General features: G+C 71.6%; 18 protein-coding genes. 14 read left to right on the top strand and 4 right to left on the bottom strand.

Annotated features, from left to right (window positions below):
• Positions 1-24 precede the first annotated feature (24 nt).
• On the top strand, positions 25-1,386 hold the full coding sequence (locus AV521_RS22390) for an aminotransferase class V-fold PLP-dependent enzyme (protein ID WP_076090249.1): 1,362 nt from the start codon (positions 25-27) through the stop codon (positions 1,384-1,386).
• A 46-nt stretch (positions 1,387-1,432) separates the two neighbouring features.
• Here the strand turns inward: AV521_RS22390 and AV521_RS22385 are convergent, their stop codons facing one another.
• On the bottom strand, positions 1,433-1,714 hold the full coding sequence (locus AV521_RS22385; protein WP_023551367.1) for an Lrp/AsnC family transcriptional regulator: 282 nt from the start codon (positions 1,712-1,714) through the stop codon (positions 1,433-1,435).
• A complete protein-coding gene (locus tag AV521_RS22380; RefSeq protein WP_079249360.1) occupies positions 1,711-2,454 on the bottom strand; it encodes a rhomboid family intramembrane serine protease in 744 nt (247 codons plus the stop codon). The genes AV521_RS22385 and AV521_RS22380 overlap by 4 nt, the downstream gene beginning before the upstream one ends.
• Before the next feature lie 425 nt (positions 2,455-2,879).
• Here AV521_RS22380 and AV521_RS22375 point away from each other — a divergent pair, with 425 nt between their 5' ends.
• The 5 genes from AV521_RS22375 (at position 2,880) to AV521_RS22355 (ending at position 8,361) form a co-directional block, all read left to right on the top strand.
• Positions 2,880-3,119 (top strand): hypothetical protein, encoded by a 240-nt coding sequence (locus AV521_RS22375; protein ID WP_009309707.1) that lies wholly within the window; start codon positions 2,880-2,882, stop codon positions 3,117-3,119.
• 41 nt (positions 3,120-3,160) lie between these two features.
• Entirely contained in the window at positions 3,161-4,504 is a 1,344-nt protein-coding gene (locus AV521_RS22370) for an NYN domain-containing protein (RefSeq protein ID WP_076090248.1), read from the top strand.
• A gap of 219 nt (positions 4,505-4,723) precedes the next feature.
• Complete coding sequence (locus AV521_RS22365) at positions 4,724-5,758, top strand: C40 family peptidase (RefSeq protein ID WP_076090247.1); 1,035 nt, start codon at positions 4,724-4,726, stop codon at positions 5,756-5,758.
• Between the two features lie 294 nt (positions 5,759-6,052).
• Positions 6,053-7,081 carry an NlpC/P60 family protein gene (locus tag AV521_RS22360; RefSeq protein WP_179023297.1) on the top strand — a complete coding sequence of 343 codons (1,029 nt, stop codon included), beginning with the start codon at positions 6,053-6,055 and terminating at the stop codon, positions 7,079-7,081.
• Between the two features lie 95 nt (positions 7,082-7,176).
• Positions 7,177-8,361 carry a hypothetical protein gene (locus tag AV521_RS22355; protein WP_256725650.1) on the top strand — a complete coding sequence of 395 codons (1,185 nt, stop codon included), beginning with the start codon at positions 7,177-7,179 and terminating at the stop codon, positions 8,359-8,361.
• Positions 8,362-8,388: 27 nt separating this feature from the next.
• Here AV521_RS22355 and AV521_RS22350 read toward each other — a convergent pair whose 3' ends face one another.
• Positions 8,389-9,624: a glycosyltransferase family 87 protein gene (locus tag AV521_RS22350; protein WP_076090277.1), complete on the bottom strand. Its 1,236-nt coding sequence runs from the start codon at positions 9,622-9,624 to the stop codon at positions 8,389-8,391.
• A 193-nt stretch (positions 9,625-9,817) separates the two neighbouring features.
• Between AV521_RS22350 and AV521_RS22345 the strand changes: the two genes are divergently transcribed.
• Entirely contained in the window at positions 9,818-10,960 is a 1,143-nt protein-coding gene (locus AV521_RS22345) for a glycosyltransferase family 4 protein (protein WP_076090244.1), read from the top strand.
• A 277-nt stretch (positions 10,961-11,237) separates the two neighbouring features.
• Positions 11,238-12,824, top strand: a complete 1,587-nt coding sequence (locus AV521_RS22340) for a GMC oxidoreductase (protein ID WP_076090243.1) — start codon at positions 11,238-11,240, stop codon at positions 12,822-12,824.
• A gap of 22 nt (positions 12,825-12,846) precedes the next feature.
• Here AV521_RS22340 and AV521_RS22335 read toward each other — a convergent pair whose 3' ends face one another.
• A complete protein-coding gene (locus AV521_RS22335; RefSeq protein ID WP_076090242.1) occupies positions 12,847-14,643 on the bottom strand; it encodes a long-chain fatty acid--CoA ligase in 1,797 nt (598 codons plus the stop codon).
• Positions 14,644-14,939: 296 nt separating this feature from the next.
• Here AV521_RS22335 and AV521_RS22330 point away from each other — a divergent pair, with 296 nt between their 5' ends.
• The 6 genes from AV521_RS22330 to AV521_RS22305 all read left to right on the top strand — a co-directional run bounded on the left by AV521_RS22330 (position 14,940) and on the right by AV521_RS22305 (position 20,089).
• On the top strand, positions 14,940-15,737 hold the full coding sequence (locus AV521_RS22330) for a metallophosphoesterase (protein WP_076090241.1): 798 nt from the start codon (positions 14,940-14,942) through the stop codon (positions 15,735-15,737).
• A gap of 122 nt (positions 15,738-15,859) precedes the next feature.
• Positions 15,860-16,330, top strand: coding sequence for an SRPBCC family protein (locus AV521_RS22325; RefSeq protein ID WP_076090240.1), 471 nt, complete (start codon positions 15,860-15,862; stop codon positions 16,328-16,330).
• Between the two features lie 94 nt (positions 16,331-16,424).
• A complete protein-coding gene (locus tag AV521_RS22320; protein WP_076090239.1) occupies positions 16,425-17,600 on the top strand; it encodes an ArsA family ATPase in 1,176 nt (391 codons plus the stop codon).
• 57 nt (positions 17,601-17,657) lie between these two features.
• Positions 17,658-18,158, top strand: a complete 501-nt coding sequence (locus AV521_RS22315; RefSeq protein WP_076090238.1) for a DUF5304 domain-containing protein — start codon at positions 17,658-17,660, stop codon at positions 18,156-18,158.
• 67 nt (positions 18,159-18,225) lie between these two features.
• A complete protein-coding gene (locus AV521_RS22310) occupies positions 18,226-19,179 on the top strand; it encodes an ROK family glucokinase (RefSeq protein ID WP_076090237.1) in 954 nt (317 codons plus the stop codon).
• A gap of 157 nt (positions 19,180-19,336) precedes the next feature.
• The gene (locus tag AV521_RS22305) at positions 19,337-20,089 is read left to right on the top strand and encodes an endonuclease/exonuclease/phosphatase family protein (RefSeq protein ID WP_076090236.1); all 753 of its coding nucleotides are present in this window, start codon (positions 19,337-19,339) and stop codon (positions 20,087-20,089) included.
• The last annotated feature ends 169 nt before the right edge of the window (positions 20,090-20,258 follow it).

Below are 20,258 nucleotides of genomic sequence, written 5' to 3'. Positions count from 1 at the left end.
GTCTTGCCCTACGGGAGTTCACCCATGTCCGTCTTCACCGCTGCCGCCGACCAGTCCGTTTGTGCCCCGTTGCCTGTTCTGGGCCGGGATGTCACCGTCCCGCTCGTCACCGGCGGCGAGGTCACCTACGCGGCCCTCGACTACGCGGCCAGCGCCCCCGCCCTGCAGCGCGTCTGGGACGACGTGGCCGCCTACGCGCCGTACTACGGCAGCGTCCACCGCGGCGCCGGCTACCTCTCGCAGCTCTCCACCGACCTGTTCGAGAACGCCCGCAGGGCGGTCGCCGAGTTCCTCGGCTGCCGCGCCGACGACCAGGTGGTCTTCACCCGCTCGACCACGGACTCCCTGAACCTGCTGGCCCGCACCCTCCCCGCGGACTGCCAGGTCTTCGTCTTCGAGACCGAGCACCACGCCTCCCTGCTGCCCTGGCAGAACGCGCACGTCACCTACCTCAACGCCCCCCGCACCCCGCGGCAGGCGGTGGCGACCCTGGAGCGGGCCCTCGCCGACCGGGACCCCCACGGCCCGGCCCTGGTCTGCGTCACCGGCGCCTCCAACGTCACCGGCGAGCTGTGGCCGGTGCGCGAGCTGGCCGCCGCGGCGCACGCGCACGGGGCCCGGATCGTCCTCGACGCCGCCCAGCTGGCCCCGCACCACCCGGTCGACATCCGCGACCTGGACGTCGACTGGGTCGCCTTCTCGGGCCACAAGCTGTACGCCCCCTTCGGCTCCGGCGTCCTGGCCGGCCGCGCCGACTGGCTGCGCACGGCCGAGCCGTACCTCGCGGGCGGCGGCGCCAGCCGCAAGGTGACCCGGCGTCAGGACGGCGGTGTGGACGTGGAGTGGCACGAGAGCGCCGCGCGGCACGAAGCGGGGTCGCCCAATGTGATCGGCGCCTACTCCATCGCGTCCGCCTGCAAGGCGCTCACCGAGGCCGGCTGGGACACCCTGGTCGCCCGCGAGCAGCATCTGATCGCCGAGGTCCGCGCGGGCCTGGCTGCCGTCCCCCAGGTGAAGGTGCTGTCCCTCTTCGGTGACGACGCCCCGCGCGTGGGCGTGATCTCCTTCGTGGTGGAGGGCTGGAACAGCTCCCACTTCGCCGCGGCGCTCTCCGCCGAGTACGGCATCGGCGTCCGCGACGGCCTCTTCTGCGCCCACCCCCTGGTCCGTACCCTGCTCGGCAGCGACCCCCAGAGCCAGGGCGAATGCGGCGCCCCCGAGGCGGCCCCCGGCGAGAAGTCCCTCAACGCCATCCGTGTGAGCTTCGGCGCGGGCACCCCCGACGAGCACGTGGAACGCTTCGTCGACGCCGTGAAGGAACTGGTGACCGAGGGTGCGAAGTGGACGTACAGGACGGAGGACGGCCGCTGCGTCCCGGCGGTGTGATCCGGACCGGCCTCGGGGGCGGCGCCCCGCAGACGTAGGGGCGCCGCTACGACTCCAGCCCGATGGAGAACGCCGCCTCCAGGTCGTGCTGGGAGTACGTCCGGAACGCCACGTGCGTGTCCGTTCCCTCCACCCCGGGAATCTTGCTGATGCGCCCGGGGATGACATCGGCGAGATCGTCGTGCTGCCGCACCCTGACCATCGCGATCAAGTCATACGTACCCGTGACGGAGAAAACCTCGCTCACCGATTCCAGCGAAGCGATCTGCTCCGCGATCTCGGGGATCCGGTCCACGCTGGTCTTGATGAGGACGATCGCGGTGATCACGGCTGGTTCTCTCCCTCGGGTGCCGGAGCTGGGGCGCACTTCACTCTAGTCGCACGGCCGTATCGCACCCACGCGTAGCCGAAGCCCAGCCCGAAGCCGACCAGGTGGGCCAGATACGCCACCCCGGGGCCGTCGGAGGTCTGCTCGGCCGCCGCCCACTGCAGGGCCGCCCAGAACGGCAGCACGATCCACGCGGGAAACCTGAGCGGCAGGAAGAACAGGAACGGCAGAAGACTGGTGACGCGGGCGCGGGGGAACAGGTAGAGGAACGCTCCGAGGACCGCCGAGATCGCCCCGGAGGCGCCGACCAGCGACTGCTCGGAGGTGGCGTTGGCGGCCGCGTAGCCCAGCAGGGCCAGATATCCGCAGCCGACGTAGAAGAGGGTGAACTCGACCCGGCCCATCCGTTCCTCGGTCATCGCGCCGAAGACGAAGAGGAAGAGCATGTTGCCGAGCAGATGCACCCAGCTGCCGTGCACGAACAGGGCCGTGGCGGGGGTCAGGGCCTCGCGCACCGGCCGGGCGAACAGCTCGGCCGGGACCACACCCCAGCGCCGGAAGTACGCGCGCTGCGCGGTGAGCAGGGCGTCCCCGGTGCCGTATCCGGGCGTGAGACCCGAGGCCGGGCCCAGGACGAAGAGCAGACAGCACAGGGCGATGAGGCCGTATGTCAGGGGTGCCGATGTGCTCCGGACCGCTCTGAGGGCCCTGCCGGTCGCCGTGCTCCACGCGCTGATCATGAACACAGAGCATGACGTAACGGGACGCAGGCTGACAGACCGCCTCGCCGCCAGGGACTGTCCGGCGGTTCCGGACGCAAGGCGGTACGGCGCCTTATCGGTGCAGGTGAGCGGGGTATGGTGCGGGCAGCCGCACGGCGGAACAGGGAATCGACGCGATGGGGTCCCCGGCGCGGGCGAAGCAGGGTGTGGGGGAGTGGAAGCCGGGCGTGGGGGAGTGGGCGAGTGACGACAACACCGCATATATGCGTGCCGTACCCCGCGTCCGCGACAGGATCCGCCGCACAGGCTCCGGGGACGGGCCAGCGGCGAGTCCCCGCCAGGCCGTAGGGTTACGGCCACACGCGTCGGCCGGCGGCGCGGACGCGAGCACGAGCCACACCGAGCTACACCGAGCGACAACGACAAGGAAGCGGACAGCCACGATGACGGTTCCCCTGCCGACCGCGACGACCCGATGGCGCTGCACCCTGTGCGGCAACCTCACCCGGTTCGACGTGACCCGTTCCTCGAAGGTCGTCGAGTACGTCCATCTCGATCTCGCCGGTGAGCCGAAGGTGGAGGAGCGCGAGGTGGTCAGTGAGACCATCGAGTCGGTGCGCTGCCGCTGGTGCAACGCGGTGGACCAGGTGGAACTCGTGGACAGGCCGGGTGCCGACTCCTGAGCGGAGCGGCCCCGAAGAAGTGACGTAGTGGGGTGTGACGGATGGTGGAGACCACAGGCGGGGGGCCGGGCGACGGCACCGCTGAGGTGCTTGACCGTCCGCTGCCCGACGGCGTGCGCCGACGGGTCGTGCAGATCGTCTCGGACGGCTTCGGCGGCCTGACCGTGACGGAACTGCCCGCACAGCTGAGGCAGTACGCCCGCTTCGCCCCCAATCGCCGGGCGAAGTTCGCCGGCAACGCGATGGCGGCGGCGCTGGAGACCGATCCGCTGTTCCGGCAGCGGATCGGGGAGAAGCTCAGAGAGGCCCAGCCGGAACTCACCGGCGCTCTCGACTCCGGCCCCCCGCCCCCGGCCGCGGACCCGCTCGACGTGGCGGCCGCGGCCTACGTACTGCGCCCGGCGGGCTGGGTGAAGCTGGTCACCGCGGCCGGCGAGGAGGCCCAGCGCGCGGACGCCGAGCGCGCGGACGAGGAGAGCCGGGCCGAGCTGGAGCGGCTGCGCGCCGAGCTGGACCAGGCCCGCGACCACACCCGCGCCGAGACCGAACGGCTGCGCGCGGAGCTGGAGTCGGCGAAGAAGGAAGCGGAATCGCTTCACCGCAAGCTCCGTGCGGCCCTCAGCGACGTCAAGCGGGGCGAGGCCGCGCTGCGCAAGGCGCACGGCGAGACCGACGCCGTACGGGCCGAGGCGCAGGCCCAGGTGTCGGCCGCCGAGAGTGAGTCGCGGCGGCTCAAGGCGCGCCTGGGTGAGGCCGAGGCGGCTCTTGAGGCCACCCGCCGGGCGGCCCGCGAGGGCCGCAGCGTGGAGGACATGCGGGTACGGCTGCTGCTGGACACCCTGCTGGACGCGACCCAGGGGCTGCGCCGTGAACTCGCCCTGCCGCCCGTGTCCGTGCGCCCTGCCGAGACCGTGGACGCGGTCGAACCGGGACGAATGACACCGAAGGACATCGCGGCCCGCGCCCTGTCCGAAAACGATCCGGCCATCCTCGACCAGTTGCTCGCGCTGCCCCAGGCGCACCTGGTGGTCGACGGCTACAACGTCACCAAGACCGGCTATCCGCAGATGCCGCTGGAGAAGCAGCGCCTGAGGCTGCTGGGTCAGCTCTCGGCGCTCGCCGCGCAGACCGGCGCCGAGGTGACATGTGTCTTCGACGGCGCCGAACTGGCCGCGCCGGTGCTGCTCGCGCCTCCGCGCGGGGTGCGGGTGCTGTTCTCCAAGCCGGGTGTCACGGCGGACGAGCTGATCCGCCAGCTCGTGCGCGCGGAGCCGCCGGGCCGTCCGGTCATCGTCGCCTCCACCGACCGCGAGGTGGCCGACGGGGTCGCCAAGGCGGGCGCCCGTCCGGTCGCGTCTGCGGTGCTTCTCAAGCGACTGTCCTGAAGGCCCAACGGGCATAGGCAATGCCCGAATTGGCCGGATCGTCACGCAACGTAGCGTCAACCATGCGTTACCGCATGTGGGTTGTGTGCAAAGAATGCATTGTGTGATGGGATTTTTTAGTGTGAGGATTTGAACTGATCACAGTCGGGTCACTAGGGTCTGGCTCGAACCTCCGAACGGGTGATTGCTCACTCACTCACGAGAAGGAGTTCGTCCTCCGTGGCGTCCCACCGTCGACCCAAGCAGCAGAGTCGCGCCCGCGTGACCGTGCTGACCACCGCAGCCGCCGCAGCCGTCGTGCTGAGCGCGAATGCCGCCAATGCCGCGCCGAGCCAGAAGCTCAGCAAGGACCAGGTCAAGGCCAAGGTCGACGATCTCTACCAGCAGGCGGAGCAGGCCACCGAGAAGTTCGACGGGGCCCAGTCGAAGCAGCAGAAGCTGCAGAAGGACATATCCACCATCCAGGACAACGTCGCGCGGGGTCAGCAGGACCTCAACAAGCTGCGCGACGGCCTGGGCTCGCTGGCCACCTCGCAGTACCGCTCCGGTGGCATCGACCCCTCGGTCCAGCTCTTCCTGTCCTCCAACCCGAACGACTTCCTCGACAAGGCGTCCACGCTCGACCAGTTGAGCGCCCAGCAGGTCGACGCGCTGAAGAAGATTCAGGACAAACAGCGCGAACTGGCCCAGGAGCGCGCCGAGGCCACCGAGAAGCTCAAGGACCTCTCCGCCACCCGCGCCCAGCTGGAGCAGAACAAGAAGGACGTCCAGGGCAAGCTCGCCGACGCGCAGAGGCTGCTCAACACCCTGACGGCCAAGGAGAAGCAGCAGCTGGCCGACGAGCAGCAGCGCGCCGACCGCTCCTCCAGCTCGCGGGTCGACCTCGGCAACACGCCGCCCGCCTCCGGCCGTGCCGCGGCTGCCTTCGCGGCCGCCCAGTCGCAGATCGGCAAGCCGTATGTCTACGGCGCCACCGGCACCGCCTCCTACGACTGCTCGGGCCTGACCTCCTGGGCCTACGCCCAGGCCGGCATCTCCATCCCGCGCACCTCCCAGGAGCAGGCGACCATAGGGACCCGGATCAGCTCGGTGAACGACCTGCAGGTCGGCGACCTGGTGTTCTTCTACGGCGACATCCACCACGTCGGTCTGTACGCCGGCAACGGCCAGGTGCTGCACGCCCCGCACACCGGTGCCGATGTCCGCTACGAGGCGATGTCCGACATGCCGTTCCAGTTCGGCGTCCGGGTCTGACGTCCCCGCGAAACCCGGTCCGGCACCCTCGCGAAACCCGGTCTGCTACCCCTGCGGCTGCGTGAGAAACACTGCAACGGGGGCGCCCGAACGGGCGAATCCCGTGGACCGGAACTGACCCCACGCCCCGCCAGTTACCTGCGTAACCGGCGGGGCGTCACTGTCTGTTGCCATCGCGGCCTTTGGTCGCGGCCCTTCCGCCCGGCTACTGTCTGCCGCGTTTCCCCGGCGCCGGGGCCTCCCCGTCCCCAGGCGCCGGGGGAGCGGTCCGTGTCCGCCAGCAGAAGGACTGCCGTGGGGTCTCATCGCCGCCTTGCCTCGTCCGGGTTCGACCGGGGAGCCGTCGCCCTGTGCATGCTGTCGGCCGCGGCCGCCGCGCTCGGCGCCGTACCCGCGCACGCGGCCCCGCACAGCGACACCCGTGCCGAGGTGGACCGGCTCTACCAGGAGGCCGAGCAGGCGACCCAGGCCTTCGACAAGGCCCAGGAACGGGCGGACACGCTGCGTCACGAGGTGCAGGGCGCCCAGGACCTCATCGCCCGGCAGCAGCAGCACATCAACACCCTGCGCGAGCAGCTCGGTTCGCTGGCCGGCGCCCAGTACCGCTCGGGGGCCATCGACCCGACCGTCGCGCTGCTCTTCTCCGCGGACCCCGCCGGCTACCTCGACAAGGCGACCACCCTCGACCGCATCAGCGTCCAGCAGGCAAGTCAGCTGCGGGAGTTGCAGTCGGCGCTGCGGGAGCTGGCCCAGGAGCGCGCGGAGACGGCCGGGAAGCTCGCCGCGCTGGACAAGAGCCGCAAGGCCGTGGCCGCGCACAAGCGGACCGTGGAGAAGAAACTGGCCACGGCACGGCAGGTGCTCAACGCGATGCCGGCCCACGATCGCGCCGCATTCGACCGGGCCTCGCGCGACGACGGCTCCGGCCGCCTCGACCTGCCCGACCTGACCGGCGTCTTCGGCTCCGAAGCCCCCGACGCCCGCGCCGCCGCCGCGGTGGCCGCCGCCCGCTCCGCCCTCGGCCGCCCGTACATGTGGGGTGCCAGCGGCCCCGCCGGCTTCGACTGCTCGGGCCTGATGCAGTGGTCGTACGCGCACGCCGGGATGGAGCTGCCGCGCACCTCGCAGGAGCAGCGCTTCGCCGGCCGGCAGATCCCGCTCTCCGAGGCCCGCCCCGGCGACCTGGTGGTCTACCGCTCCGACGCCAGCCATGTGGGGATGTACGTGGGCCACGGACAGGTCATCCACGCGCCCTATCCGGGAGCGGCGGTGCGCTACGACCCGGTCGGGATGATGCCGATCTCGTCGGTCACCAGGCCCTGATCGCCCCGCTCGCCGTCAGAGCCTGTGTGACAATGCCCGTCGTCCGCCCGGAGCGCGGCAGACGGGAATTGTCACACAGGCCCTAGGATCGGGAAGTGGCTGGTCGCAGACGGGCGTGGAGCATCGGGGCCGTGGGGCTCGGGCTGCTGCTGCCCCTGGCCGGGTGTGGTGGCACGCCGGCCGACTCCGCCCGCAGCGAGGTGCAGCACCTGCTCGACCGGCGCTCCGCCGCCCTCCTCGACCACGACGAGACGGCGTACGGGGCGACGGGCACCCGCACCGAGTACACCCGGCTGCGCGCCCTCCCGCTGGCCTCCTGGACCTACCGGGTCACCGACGTGCGCACCAGCTCCTCCGGCGCCACCGCCGACGCCGACCTGAGCTACCGCGTCGCCGGGTACGACAGGGCCCCGGTCGACGCCCGCCGCACCCTCACCCTCGGCCGTACCGCCGACGGGGGGTGGTACGTCAGCTCCGACAAGCCAGCCGAGCAGGCCGGGCAGCAGCTGTGGGACCAGGGTCCGGTGACCGCCGTCGAGGGCGCGCACAGCCTGGTGCTGGGCGCCGGCCGTACCGCCGCCGAGCTGCGCCGGTACGCCACACTGGCCGACCATGCCGTACCGGCTGTCTCCCGGGCCTGGGGGACCCGCTGGAGCCGCCATGTCGTCGTCCTCGTCCCGCGCTCCCTGGCGGACATGGCGGGGCTCCTCGGCTCACCGGCCGCGAACTACCGCGGCATCGCCGCCGTCACCACCGGTGAGGCGGGCGGATCCGGCCAGGCGCCCGCGGACCGGGTGGTCGTCAACCCGGAGGCGTACGCCGTCCTCGGCGACCTCGGCAAGCAGGTGGTGCTCACCCACGAGACCACGCATGTGGCCACCCGCGCGGACACCACCGCCGCGACTCCGCTGTGGCTCTCCGAGGGCTACGCGGACTGGATCGGCTACCTCGGCACCGGCCGCACCCCCACCGAGGCCGCGCCGGAGCTGACCCGCGCCGTCCGGGACGGCCACGCCCCGGCCTCGCTCCCCACCGACAAGGACTTCGGCTTCACCAGCGACCCCACCGAGCTGGCCCAGGCCTACGAGGGCGGCTGGCTGGCCTGCCGGATGATCGCCGACCACTGGGGCGCGGCCCGGCTCGACGCCTTCTACCGCGCCGTCGGCGCCCACGAGCAGCGGCGGGGCGCGGTCGAGGACGCGCTGAAGAAGGTCCTCGGCACCACCGTGCGGGCGTTCACCGAGCGCTGGCAGGAGTACGTCAGGACGCAGCTCGCCTGAACGCCCCGGGGGAAGACCAGGGGAAGATCAGGGGGAGACCGGGGCCTTGCGCCGCCGGGACGGCTGCGGCGGCAGCGGCGCGGCGGGGGCCGGGGGCACGGTCGAGCGCCACAGCCGGCGGGCCGCCGTCAGCGAGGCCGCGACCAGCAGGCCGTTGCGCACCGCCAGCAGCAGAACGCCGTACCGGTCGCTCGTCACCACGTGCGCGAAGCCGAACGGGAACTCCAGGACCGTCGCGAGGGACGCGGCCACCACCATCAGCGCGGGCGCCCCCATCCGGCTCGCCCGGTACGACACACAGACCGCCGCCAGTCCGACCAGCCACACCAGGTACTGCGGGCTGATCACCCGGCTGGTGACCGTGAACATCAGGACGGCGGTGAAGGCCGCCTCCGCGAGCGTGTGCGGCGCCCTTCGGGCGGCGCGCAGCCGCCACAGCAGCAGCCAGCCGAACGCGGCCCCGGTCAGTGCCAGCGCCGCCGTACTGACCAGGTCCACATGCGGGCCCAGGAACTCGACCGACCCGTAGTTCAGCAGCACCTGACCCTGCCAGCCGAAGTGCCGGGCCACATGGAAGACCAGGGCGCCCAGCGACTCCACCTCGGTGCCCCGGTCCCGCTGGAAGGTCAGAAAGGCGAAGGCACCCGGCATGGACACCGCGAACAGCGCCGCGATCCCGGACGTCGTCACCGCCGCCGACGCCCACGCCCGCCGCCGGAAGCAGCCCACCAGCAGCAGCACCGGCCACACCTTCAGCAGCGCCCCCAGCGCGGTCAGCGCGCCCATCACCCGCGGATGCCGGACCCCGGCGACCACCGCCGCCACGGCCACCGCGGTCACCATCACGTCGTAGCGGGCGTACACGGTCGGGCCGAGCAGCGGCACGCCGGCCACCCACACCCAGGCGCCGCGCAGGGACCGGTCGGGGCGCCGCCCCGGATAGACCAGCAGCGCCATGACCAGCACGTCCGCGAGGAATGCCAGCAGGAAGAAGGCGTGCGCGTACGACAGGAAGGGCAGGGCGGCGGGGGAGAGTATCGCGAGGGCGGCGGCCGGCGGGTACTGCCAGGTCACGTCGTCCAGCGGAAACGTCCCCTGGCGCAGTACCTCGTACCAGCCCCGGTAGATCACCGACACATCGGAAGTGACGTCCAGGTCCGAGAAGGCGTACACCCCGAAGACGAACAGCAGCAGCACCGCACGGGTGACCACCCAGGTCGCGAGCAGCCATGCCAGGGACCGCCCGGCGCCTTTGGTCTCCACGTGATCCCCTTGCCGTTCGATGCCCGCTTCGGTGTTCGCCTCGGTGTCCGGTTCCGCGCGACCATGATGTCCTGACCGGCTGTGCCCCTGCCACAGACTCGGCCGCGCCCGGTCGTGGACGCCCCATTCGGTCCGGCCGCCCGGAGCCCGTCCGATCCGGTCGGCGACAGCCCGTTCGGTAGGGTCGGCGGCGATGCACAAGACCCTGATCGTCACCAACGACTTCCCGCCCCGGCCGGGCGGTATCCAGGCCTTCCTGCACAACATGGCGCTCCGCCTGGACCCCGGCCGGCTGGTCGTCTACGCCTCCACCTGGAAGCGCGGCCGGGAGGGCACCGAGGCCACGGCCGCCTTCGACGCCGAGCAGCCCTTCACCGTCGTACGCGATCGTACGACCATGCTGCTGCCCACCCCGCAGGCGACCCGGCGGGCGGTCGGGCTGCTGCGCGAGCACGGGTGCACCTCCGTGTGGTTCGGCGCGGCGGCCCCGCTCGGCCTCATGGCGCCGGCCCTGCGCAAGGCCGGCGCCGAGCGGCTGGTGGCCACCACCCACGGCCACGAGGCCGGCTGGGCCCAGCTGCCTGCCGCCCGGCAGCTGCTGCGCCGGATCGGTGAATCGACGGACACGATCACCTATCTGGGTGAGTACACCCGCTCCCGCATCGCCACCGCGCTCACCCCGGCGGCGGCCGCTCGCATGGTCCAGCTGCCGCCCGGCGTCGACGAGAAGACCTTCCACCCCGGCTCCGGTGGCGACGAGGTCCGCGCCCGCCTCGGCCTCACCGACCGCGCGGTCGTGGTCTGCGTCTCCCGGCTGGTCCCGCGCAAGGGCCAGGACACCCTGATCCAGGCCATGCCCCGTATCCTCGCGGCCGAGCCCGACACCGTCCTGCTCGTCGTCGGCGGCGGTCCCTACGAACAGGACCTGCGCCGCCTCGCCCGCGAGACCGGCGTAGAGTCCTCCGTCCGCTTCACCGGGGCCGTCCCCTGGTCCGAGCTCCCGGCCCACTACGGCGCAGGCGACGTCTTCGCCATGCCCTGCCGCACGCGGCGAGGCGGCCTGGACGTGGAGGGCCTGGGGATCGTCTACCTGGAAGCGTCGGCGACGGGCCTGCCCGTCGTGGCCGGCGACTCCGGCGGCGCCCCGGACGCGGTCCTGGACGGGGAGACCGGCTGGGTCGTCAGGGGAGGCTCTCCCGAGGAGACGGCCGACCGCATCCTGCCCCTGCTGGCGGACCCCGGCCTGCGCCGCCGCATGGGCGAGCGAGGCCGCCAGTGGGTCGAGGAGAGATGGCGCTGGGACCTGCTCGCCGAGAGGCTCAAAGACGTGCTGTAGGACAAACACCCTTGGAGCCTGTGCCACCTCCCCGGCCGGACGCGCGACGTCCGGCCCCCCGCCGCGCGAGCGAAGCCGAGCCGGCGCGGGGCTGTGTCGGTATGCGGGTCCGCCGCGTGGGTGCGACAGGCCACGATGGATCCGCGGTCGCCGACGAAGCGCACCCCTCGCCCCAGAACGCGCCATTTCCCTTGGCGGAACCGAAAAATCCGCCCATGCTGCGCCCATGACAGCAAACCTGATGAGACGTCAGCTGACAAGACGTCACATACTCGGTATGGCCGCCCTGCAGACCGCGGCCACCCTCGGATTCGCCCGCATCGGACTCCAGTCCGCCCACGCCGCCGAGCCCGACGCAGTCGAATCGGCCCCGGCGATAGTCATCGGCTCCGGCTACGGCGGCGCGGTCGCCGCCCTCCGTCTCGGCCAGGCCGGCATCCGTACCGTCGTCCTCGAAATGGGCCGGCTGTGGAACACCGCCGGCAGTGACGGCAAGGTGTTCTGTTCCACCTCCGCCCCCGACCAGCGCTCCATGTGGTTCCGCACCCGCACCGAGGCCCCGCTCGCCGCCTTCCTCTGGCTGGACGTGGTCAACAAGGACATCAGCCCCTATCCCGGCGTCCTGGACCGCGTCCACTACGACAACATGTCCGTCTACGTCGGCCGCGGCGTCGGCGGCGGCTCCCTCGTCAACGGCGGCATGGCGGTCACGCCCGTGAAGTCGTACTTCACCGAGCAGTTCCCGACCGTGGACGCCGACGAGATGTACGGCACGTACTACCCACGCGCCCGCGCCATGCTGGGCGTCAACAGCATCGACCCGGCGTGGTTCGAGTCCACCGACTGGTACCGGTTCGCCCGCACCTCCCGGAAGGCCGCCGGCAACGCGGGCCTGAAGACCACCTTCGTGCCGAACGTCTACGACTTCGGCTACATGCAGCAGGAGGCCGCCGGCACGGCCACGAAGTCCGCGCTCGCCGGAGAGGTCATCTACGGCAACAACTACGGCAAGCGCAGCCTCGACAGGACCTACTGGGCCGCCGCCCTGGGCACCGGCAACGTCACCATCCACACCCTGGAGAAGGTCAAGGCGGTCACCAGGGCGGACGACGGCTCGTACGTCCTGACCGCCGACCGGATCGACATCACCGGCGCGGTGGTCGAGACCAAGCAGTACAGCTGCACCTACCTCTTCCTCGGCGGCGGCAGCCTCGGTACGACCGAACTCCTCGTCCGTGCCCGGGACACCGGCACCCTGCCCGACCTGAACTCCGACGTGGGCGCGGGCTGGGGAACCAACGGCAACACCATGCTCGGCCGCGCCAACCACATCTGGGACACCGTGGGCGCGGGCGAGGCCACCATGCCCGTGATGGGCATCGACGACTGGGCCAACACCGACAACCCGGTCTTCGCCGAGATCGCCCCGCTGCCCATGGGGTTCGAGCACTGGATCAGCCTCTACCTGGCCATCACCAAGAACCCCGAACGGGCCTCCTTCACCTACGACTCCGCCTCCGGCGCGGTGAAGCTCGGCTGGAGCCCCGCCCAGAGCGCGGTGTCGGTGAGCATGGCCAAGAAGCTGTTCGACCGGATCAACCTGGCCAACGCGACCATCTACCGCTACGACCTGTTCGGCCCGACCAGCAAGGTCTTCGCCGACGACTTCACCTACCACCCGCTGGGCGGCTGTGTCCTCGGGAAGGCGACGGACGACTACGGCCGGGTGAAGGGGTACGACCGGCTGTATGTCACCGACGGCTCGCTCGTGCCCGGCAACATCGGCGTGAACCCCTTCGTCACCATCACGGCGCTCGCCGAACGCACGATGGCGCGGGTCCTCGCCGAGGACACCGCGCCATGAGCCAACTGCCGCACGTGGCCCGCTACTTCTGGTAGATGGCCTCGATCTCGGCCGTGTAGTCCTTCGCCACCACGCTCCGCTTGAGCTTCAGCGACGGGGTGAGATGGCCCGACTCCTCCGTGAACTGGGAGGGCAGAATGCGGAACTTCCGCACCGATTCCGCCTTCGACACCGCGGCGTTGCCGTCGTCGACCGCCGCCTGGATCGCCTCGATCAGATCCGGGTCGTCCTTCAGCGACGCCGCGGTGGAACCCGCCGGCTTGCCGTGCTCCTCGGCCCAACGGCCCAGGAACTCCTCGTCGATGGTGACCAGCGCGCCCACGAACGGCCGCCCGTCGCCCACCACCATGCACTCCGCCACCAGCGCGTGCGCCCGGATCCGGTCCTCGATCACCGCCGGCGCCACGTTCTTGCCGCCCGCTGTGACGATGATCTCCTTCTTGCGGCCGGTGATCCTGAGGTAGCCGTCCTCGTCCAGGGTGCCGATGTCGCCCGTGTGGAACCAGCCGTCGGCCAGCGCCTCCGCCGTGGCGCCCGGGTTGTTCCAGTACTCCTTGAACAGGTGCTCGCCGTGCAGCAGCACCTCGCCGTCGTCCGCTATCCGGATCACCGAGCCGGGCAGCGGCTGGCCGACCGTGCCGATCTTCTGCCGGTCCCAGGGGTTGAACGCGGTCGCCGCGCAGGACTCGGTCAGGCCGTAGCCCTCCAGCACCGTGAAGCCGATGCCCCGGAAGAAGTGGCCGAGCCGCTCGCCCAGCGGGGCGCCGCCGGAGATGGCGTACTCGCCCCGGCCGCCGAGGACCGCGCGCAGCTTGCTGTAGACCAGCCTGTCGAAGACCTTGTGTTTGACCTTCAGGCCGAGCGACGGGCCGGAGGCGCTGTCCAGCGCCTTGCTGTAGGCGATCGCGGTGTCCGCGGCCTTGTCGAAGATCGCGCCCTTGCCGTCCGCCTGCGCCTTGGCGCGCGCCGAGTTGTAGACCTTCTCGAAGACCCGCGGGACACCGAGGACCAGCGTCGGCCGGAAGGCGGCCAGCTCGTCGGTGAGGTGCTTGATGTCCGGGACACAGCCCAGCTTGATCGGCGCCATCATCGGGGCGATCTGCACGAGCCGGCCGAAGACGTGCGCGAGCGGCAGGAAGAGCAGCACCGAGCACTCACCGGTACGGAACAGCGGGCGCAGCCGCTCCACGATGTTCCCGCACTCGGCGAAGAAGCTGCGGTGGGTGAGCACACAGCCCTTGGGCCGGCCGGTCGTCCCGCTCGTGTAGACGATGGTCGCCGGGTCGTCGGCACAGGCGAGCGAGCTGCGCTCCTCGACCGTCTCGTCCGACACGTCCTGCCCGAGCCGCGCCAGCTCCTCCAGGCCGCCGGCCTCGATCTGCCAGACGTGCTTGAGGGCGGGCAGCGTCTCGCGCACCGACTCCACGGCCGCAGCGTGGCCAGGAAGTTCCACGACGCACGCGGTCGCGCCGGAGTCGGACAGGATCCACTGCACCTGCTCCGGCGAGCTGGTCTCGTACACCGGCACGGTGACCGCGCCCGCGCACCAGATCGCGAAGTCGATGAGCGTCCACTCGTAACGGGTGCGGGACATCAGGCCCACCCGGTCGCCCGGCTGCACACCGGCGGCGATGAGGCCCTTGGCGGCGGTGTGCACCTCGGCCAGAAACTCCCGGGCGGTCACGTCCTGCCAGGTGCCGCCGGCCTTGCGGGCGATGACGGCGACGTCCGGATGCTGCGCGGCGTTTCTGCGGACGATGTCGGTCAGATTGCCGTCCGCGGGGACCTCGTACAAAGCCGGAAGGCTGAACTCGCGCAAGACTGCTGCTCCTCATAGGGCGCCGGCGCCACGACACTGTGTGATGCGACGGTGCGGTCCAAGGCTCGGGCTGGTGCTCGGGTCTTCGGTGGTTGAAATCCAGAGCACGACTGGACTGCCCGGACGTTACCCGTCGGTATGGCGTTCCCGACAGGGGGTCCGAGCGAGATGTTCGCTGCGTCACACACGTTGGCGTTCCTTCGCGCACAGTAGTCCACGGCTGAACCGACCGGCGAGTAACCGCAGGCCGGGCCGACACTGTTCACGTACACCGCACACGCCTACCCTTGATCGTCATGGCATCCACACCCTCCGGTAACCGCAGGACGCGCGTTCACGTGGTCAGTGACGTGCACGGCAATGCCCGGGACCTGGCCCGGGCCGGAGACGGTGCCGACGCCCTGATCTGCCTCGGCGACCTTGTGCTCTTCCTCGACTACGCCGACCACTCGCGCGGGATCTTCCCCGACCTGTTCGGCAAGGAGAACGCGGACCGGATCGTCGAGCTGCGCACCGCCCGCCGCTTCGAGGAGGCCAGGGAGTTCGGCGGCCGGCTGTGGGCCGGGATCGGCACGGACCGGGCCGGGGCCATCGAGAAGGCGGTGCGCAAGCAGTACGCCGAGATGTTCGCCGCGTTCCCCACCCCGACGTACGCCACATACGGAAATGTCGACATGCCGCCACTGTGGAGCGAGTACGCCCGCTCCGGTACCACGGTCCTCGACGGCCAGCGGGTCGAGATCGGCGGCTGGACCTTCGGGTTCGTCGGCGGTGGCCTGAAAACGCCCATGCGCACGCCGTACGAGATCGGCGACGAGGAGTACGCGGCGAAGATCGAGGCGGTCGGCGAGGTCGACGTGCTGTGCACGCACATCCCGCCGGACGTCCCCGAGCTGGTCTACGACACCGTCGCCCGCCGCTTCGAACGCGGCAGCCGCGCGCTCCTGGACGCCATCCGCCGTACGAAACCCCGCTATTCGCTCTTCGGGCATGTGCACCAGCCGCTCGCCCGCCGCATGCGGATCGGCGCGACCGAGTGCGTCAACGTGGGCCACTTCGCGGGCACGGGCCGCCCCTGGGCGCTCGAATGGTGACCGGCCGATGGCCGGTTTGACATGGGGTGAAGGCGGCCGGTCGGCGGCGCGGTAGCCTTCACGCTGCACACACGTGCGCACGACGACCTCAGTACCGGCCCGCATCTGGAGGAGCCACGGCGATGGCGGAACACACCAGCTCGAGCATCACGATCGAGGCGGCACCGGCCGACGTCATGGGGGTGATCGCCGACTTCGCCCGCTACCCGGACTGGACGGGCGAGGTGAAGGAGGCGGAGGTCCTCAAGACCGACGACCACGGCCGCGCCGAGCAGGTCCGCCTCGTCATGGACGCGGGGGCGATCAAGGACGACCAGACGCTGGCCTACACCTGGACCGGCGACAACGAGGTCTCCTGGACCCTGGTCAAGTCCCAGATGCTCCGCTCCCTGGACGGCTCGTACGTCCTCAAGCCCACCGGCCCCGGCTACACAGAGGTCACCTACCTCCTGACGGTCGACGTCAAGATCCCCATGCTCGGCATGATCAAGCGCAAGGCGGAGAAGGTCATCATCGACCGGGCTCTGGCCGGTCTGAAGAAGAGGGTGGAAGAAAAGAGCCCGTCCGGGGGCGCCCCCTCTGAGGGAGAGTGAGGACGAGGCCGTCAGGCCGAAGCGGGGGTCTGGGGGCGCAGCCCCCGGTAACGCGGGCGGAGCTGCCGGCCAGGCACCGGTACCGTTCACCTCCATGCGCACCATCCTGATCACGGGTCCCGGCGGCAGCGGTCGTACCACGATCGCCGCCGCGACCGCGCTCGCCGCCGCCCGCGAGGGCACCCGCACCCTCCTCCTCAGCGCCGACCGCACCGACACCCCCGGTGCCGCGCTGGGCTCCGCGACAGGACCGGCCCCCAGGGAAGCCGCCGCGAACCTCACCACCTGGCGCCCCGACGCGGCCGCCCGGTTCCGCGAGGACCTCACCGCCTTCCAGACCCGCGCCGCGAACGTCCTCGACCTCCTCGGCGCCGCCCGTCTGGACGCCGAGGAGGTCACCCCGCTCCCCGGCGCCGAGGAACTGTCCTTCCTGCGCGCGCTCAGGGACGCCGCCCTCTGCGAGCGCTACGACCTCCTCGTCGTCGACCTCCCGCCCCTCCCGCAGGCCCTCGCCCTGCTGGCACTCGCCGAGGAGCTGCGCCGTTATCTGCGCCGTCTGTTCCCGCCCGAGCGGCAGGCGGCCCGCGCCCTGCGCCCGGTCCTCGGCCGGCTGGCCGGCGTGCCCATGCCCGCCGACTGGCTGTACGAGACGGCCGCCCGCTGGGACGTCGAACTGGCCGCCGTCGAGGCCGTCCTCACCGACCGGAACACCGCCGTACGCCTGGTCGCCGAACCCGGCCCGGCCGGCGCCGACGCCGTACCCGCCGCCCGCCTCGGTCTCGCCCTGCGCGGCCTGCGCACCGAGGCCCTGATCGCCAACCGCACCCTGCCCGAGGCCACCCCCGACAGCTGGTTCTCCTCCCTGCTCGCCCAGCAGCGCAAGACGCTCGCCGACTGGCAGCAGCAGCCGTACGACGTCCACCCCGTACCGCACCTCGGCCGCGACCCGCGCGGCGCCGACGACCTCGCCGCCCTCGCCGTGCCCGCCGTCAATCCGGCACCCGCCCCGGTCGAGTGGCCCGTGGCCGACCGGATCGCCGAGGACGGCGTGCTGGTCTGGCACATCCCGCTGCCCGGCGCGATACGGGACGAGCTGGACCTGATCCGGCGCGGCGACGAACTCGTCATCACCGTGGGATCTTTCCGGCGCATCGTCGCGCTGCCCTCCGCCCTGCGCCGCTGCACCGTCGCGGGGGCCGGTCTGTGCGAGGGCGAGCTGCGCGTGCGGTTCGCCCCGGACCCCGACCTGTGGCCCACCGGCGGACGATGAACCGGGTACGCCCGTTCGGGTAACGTCGTAGAGGCGAACCGTAGTCAGGAGTCCGCCATGAGCGAAGAGCGCCCCGCAACCGACTCGTCCAAGGAGTCGTCCGAGGAGCAGGGCCGGGCGACCGACGCCGACGCCTGGGCCACGGCCTGCGCCGAGGACCTCGCCGCCGAGAAGGCCCGCCGCCGCGCCGAGCACGGCCCGCAGCCGGGCTCGGCCGCCGAGGAACTGAAGAAGCTCGTGGACACGGTGGCCGAGAAGCTGTCCGGCCTCCCGTCACCGCTCCTCGGCGGCCTGGCCGGACCCGCCGCCCAGCAGGTGGTGCGCCAGGTCGTCCAGCAGGCCAAGGCCGCCGTCGAGCCCGTCATGGAGCGCAACCCGGACGTCTTCGACCACCTCGCCGCGGCCGGCGGCGAGCTGCTGGCCGCCTACCGCTCCGCCGTCCAGGCCCAGGAGCACCGCTGGACCGCCCGCTCGTCCGACCTGGCGGACGAGTGGCGCGACGACCGGCGCGACCGGGGCGAGGGCAGCGGCCCGGGAGAGCGCATCGACCTGGACTGAAGCCGTCCCCCGGCAGGGCCTCGGGTACGGTTGGCCGTAGCGGGGCTCGACCGAAACTGAGGGATTCATGGGACTCACCATCGGCGTCGACATCGGCGGCACCAAGATCGCGGCCGGTGTGGTCGACGAGGAAGGCAACATCCTCTCGACCCACCAGGTGCCGACCCCGGGCACGCCCGAGGGCATCGTGGACGCCATCGCCGCCGCTGTCGAGGGCGCGCGCGTGGGGCACGACATCGTCGGCGTGGGCATCGGTGCCGCCGGCTATGTGAACCGGCAGCGCTCGACGGTGTACTTCGCGCCGAACATCGACTGGCGCCAGGAGCCGCTGAAGGAGAAGGTCGAGGCCCGCGTGGGCCTCCCGGTCGTGGTCGAGAACGACGCCAACGCCGCCGCCTGGGGCGAGTACAAGTTCGGCGCCGGCAAGGGCCACCGCAATGTCATCTGCATCACCCTCGGCACCGGCCTCGGCGGCGGCATCATCATCGGCAACAAGCTGCGCCGCGGCCACTTCGGGGTGGCCGCCGAGTTCGGTCACATCCGGATGGTCCCGGACGGCCTGCTGTGCGGCTGCGGCAGCCAGGGCTGCTGGGAGCAGTACGCGTCGGGGCGGGCGCTGGTGAGGTACGCCAAGCAGCGTGCCAACGCCACCCCCGAGCACGCGGAGCTGCTGCTCTCGCTCGGCGACGGCACCCCCGAGGGCATCGAGGGCAAGCACATCTCCATGGCCGCCCGCCAGGGCGACCCGGTCGCCGTCGACTCCTACCGTGAGCTGGCCCGCTGGGCGGGCGCGGGCCTGGCCGACCTGGCCTCCCTCTTCGACCCGTCCGCGTTCATCGTCGGCGGCGGTCTCTCCGACGAGGGCGAGCTGGTCCTCGACCCGATCCGCAAGTCCTACAAGCGCTGGCTGGTCGGCGGCAACTGGCGCCCGGTGGCCGACGTGATCGCGGCCCAGCTGGGCAACAAGGCGGGCCTGGTGGGCGCGGCGGACCTGGCCCGGGAGCCCGACCCGATCATGTGACAGACATGGGCTGTACTTGTCCAGGGGCGCGGGGCGGTATAAACATGCGGCTCCGCCGCGTGGGCGCGACAAGCCGCGACGACGCGGCAGTCGCACACGAACCTCGCGCCCCGAGTCATGAGGCGCCCCAACCCCGCCCGCGTCGTAAATTGACGGCATGGCAACCCCTCTGCTCCCCAACTCCCGCACGGAGCCTGACGGTTCACCCCTCCTCCGCGTCCTGAGCTACAACATCCGCTCGATGCGCGACGACACGGATGCCCTGGCCAGAGTCATCTCCGCCTGCGCTCCCGACCTGGTCCTCGTCCAGGAAGCCCCCCGCTTCTTCCGCTGGCGCAAGAAGCTCGCCCGCCTGGCCGCGGACTCCGGCCAGGTGATCCTCACCGGCGGAGCCACCGCTGCGGGGCCCGCGATCCTCTGCTCGCTCCGCGCCACCGTCGAACGCACGGAAGACGTCCTCCTCCCGCTCACCCCTGGCCACCACCGCCGCGGCTTCGCCACGGCAGTGGTCCGATTCGGCGGCGCCCGCGTCGGCGTACTCAGCTGCCACCTGAGCCTGCAGAAGGGCGAACGCCGCGAGCAGGCCGGGATGCTCCTCGACCGACTCGCCGGCATGGGTGTGGAGCACGCCATCGCCGGCGGCGACCTCAATGAGGGCCCCGACGGCCCCGCCTTCCGGCTGCTCTCCGGCGCCCTTCAGGACTGCCGGGCCGTGGCCCCCTGGGGCGGCGAGGAGACCTGGAGGTACGGCGAGCCCCACCGCCGTATCGACGCCGTCTTCGCCACGAAGGGCATCGAGGTGCTCGGGTGCGGGGTCCCGCTGGACCAGCCGGGCGTCAGCAGTGCCGACCTGATCGCGGCCACGGACCACCTCCCCGTCCTCGCGGCGCTCCGTGTACCGGTGGCCTAGCTTCCACTTGGCCTGAATACAGGAGACTCGGCTCAAGTGCCCAAGGGGGCCTGGCGTCGGAGAAGCAGGAGTCAACTGAGCGACCGTGAGGGCCTGTTGCCGGCGCGGACGCCGGCCGGCCTGAAGCGGTCCATGGCCGAACCGCGCGGCAGCACCGGCGTCGACTTGG

It is taken from the genome of Streptomyces sp. IMTB 2501 (assembly GCF_001953885.1).
Taxonomy (GTDB): Bacteria; Actinomycetota; Actinomycetes; order Streptomycetales; family Streptomycetaceae; genus Streptomyces.
Note: the sequence above shows the minus strand (reverse complement) of the source record. Positions and strands in the feature narration are given on the sequence as shown.

What these genes read in the sequence shown, in the direction of transcription:
- AV521_RS22325 (WP_076090240.1), top strand. Translation starts at nt 15,860, where the DNA reads ATGGCGGAACACACCAGCTCGAGCATCACGATCGAGGCGGCACCGGCC.
- AV521_RS22380 (WP_079249360.1), bottom strand. Translation starts at nt 2,454, where the DNA reads ATGATCAGCGCGTGGAGCACGGCGACCGGCAGGGCCCTCAGAGCGGTC.
- AV521_RS22320 (WP_076090239.1), top strand. Translation starts at nt 16,425, where the DNA reads ATGCGCACCATCCTGATCACGGGTCCCGGCGGCAGCGGTCGTACCACG.
- AV521_RS22370 (WP_076090248.1), top strand. Translation starts at nt 3,161, where the DNA reads ATGGTGGAGACCACAGGCGGGGGGCCGGGCGACGGCACCGCTGAGGTG.
- AV521_RS22390 (WP_076090249.1), top strand. Translation starts at nt 25, where the DNA reads ATGTCCGTCTTCACCGCTGCCGCCGACCAGTCCGTTTGTGCCCCGTTG.
- AV521_RS22345 (WP_076090244.1), top strand. Translation starts at nt 9,818, where the DNA reads ATGCACAAGACCCTGATCGTCACCAACGACTTCCCGCCCCGGCCGGGC.
- AV521_RS22315 (WP_076090238.1), top strand. Translation starts at nt 17,658, where the DNA reads ATGAGCGAAGAGCGCCCCGCAACCGACTCGTCCAAGGAGTCGTCCGAG.
- AV521_RS22340 (WP_076090243.1), top strand. Translation starts at nt 11,238, where the DNA reads ATGGCCGCCCTGCAGACCGCGGCCACCCTCGGATTCGCCCGCATCGGA.
- AV521_RS22310 (WP_076090237.1), top strand. Translation starts at nt 18,226, where the DNA reads ATGGGACTCACCATCGGCGTCGACATCGGCGGCACCAAGATCGCGGCC.
- AV521_RS22330 (WP_076090241.1), top strand. Translation starts at nt 14,940, where the DNA reads ATGGCATCCACACCCTCCGGTAACCGCAGGACGCGCGTTCACGTGGTC.
- AV521_RS22305 (WP_076090236.1), top strand. Translation starts at nt 19,337, where the DNA reads ATGGCAACCCCTCTGCTCCCCAACTCCCGCACGGAGCCTGACGGTTCA.
- AV521_RS22375 (WP_009309707.1), top strand. Translation starts at nt 2,880, where the DNA reads ATGACGGTTCCCCTGCCGACCGCGACGACCCGATGGCGCTGCACCCTG.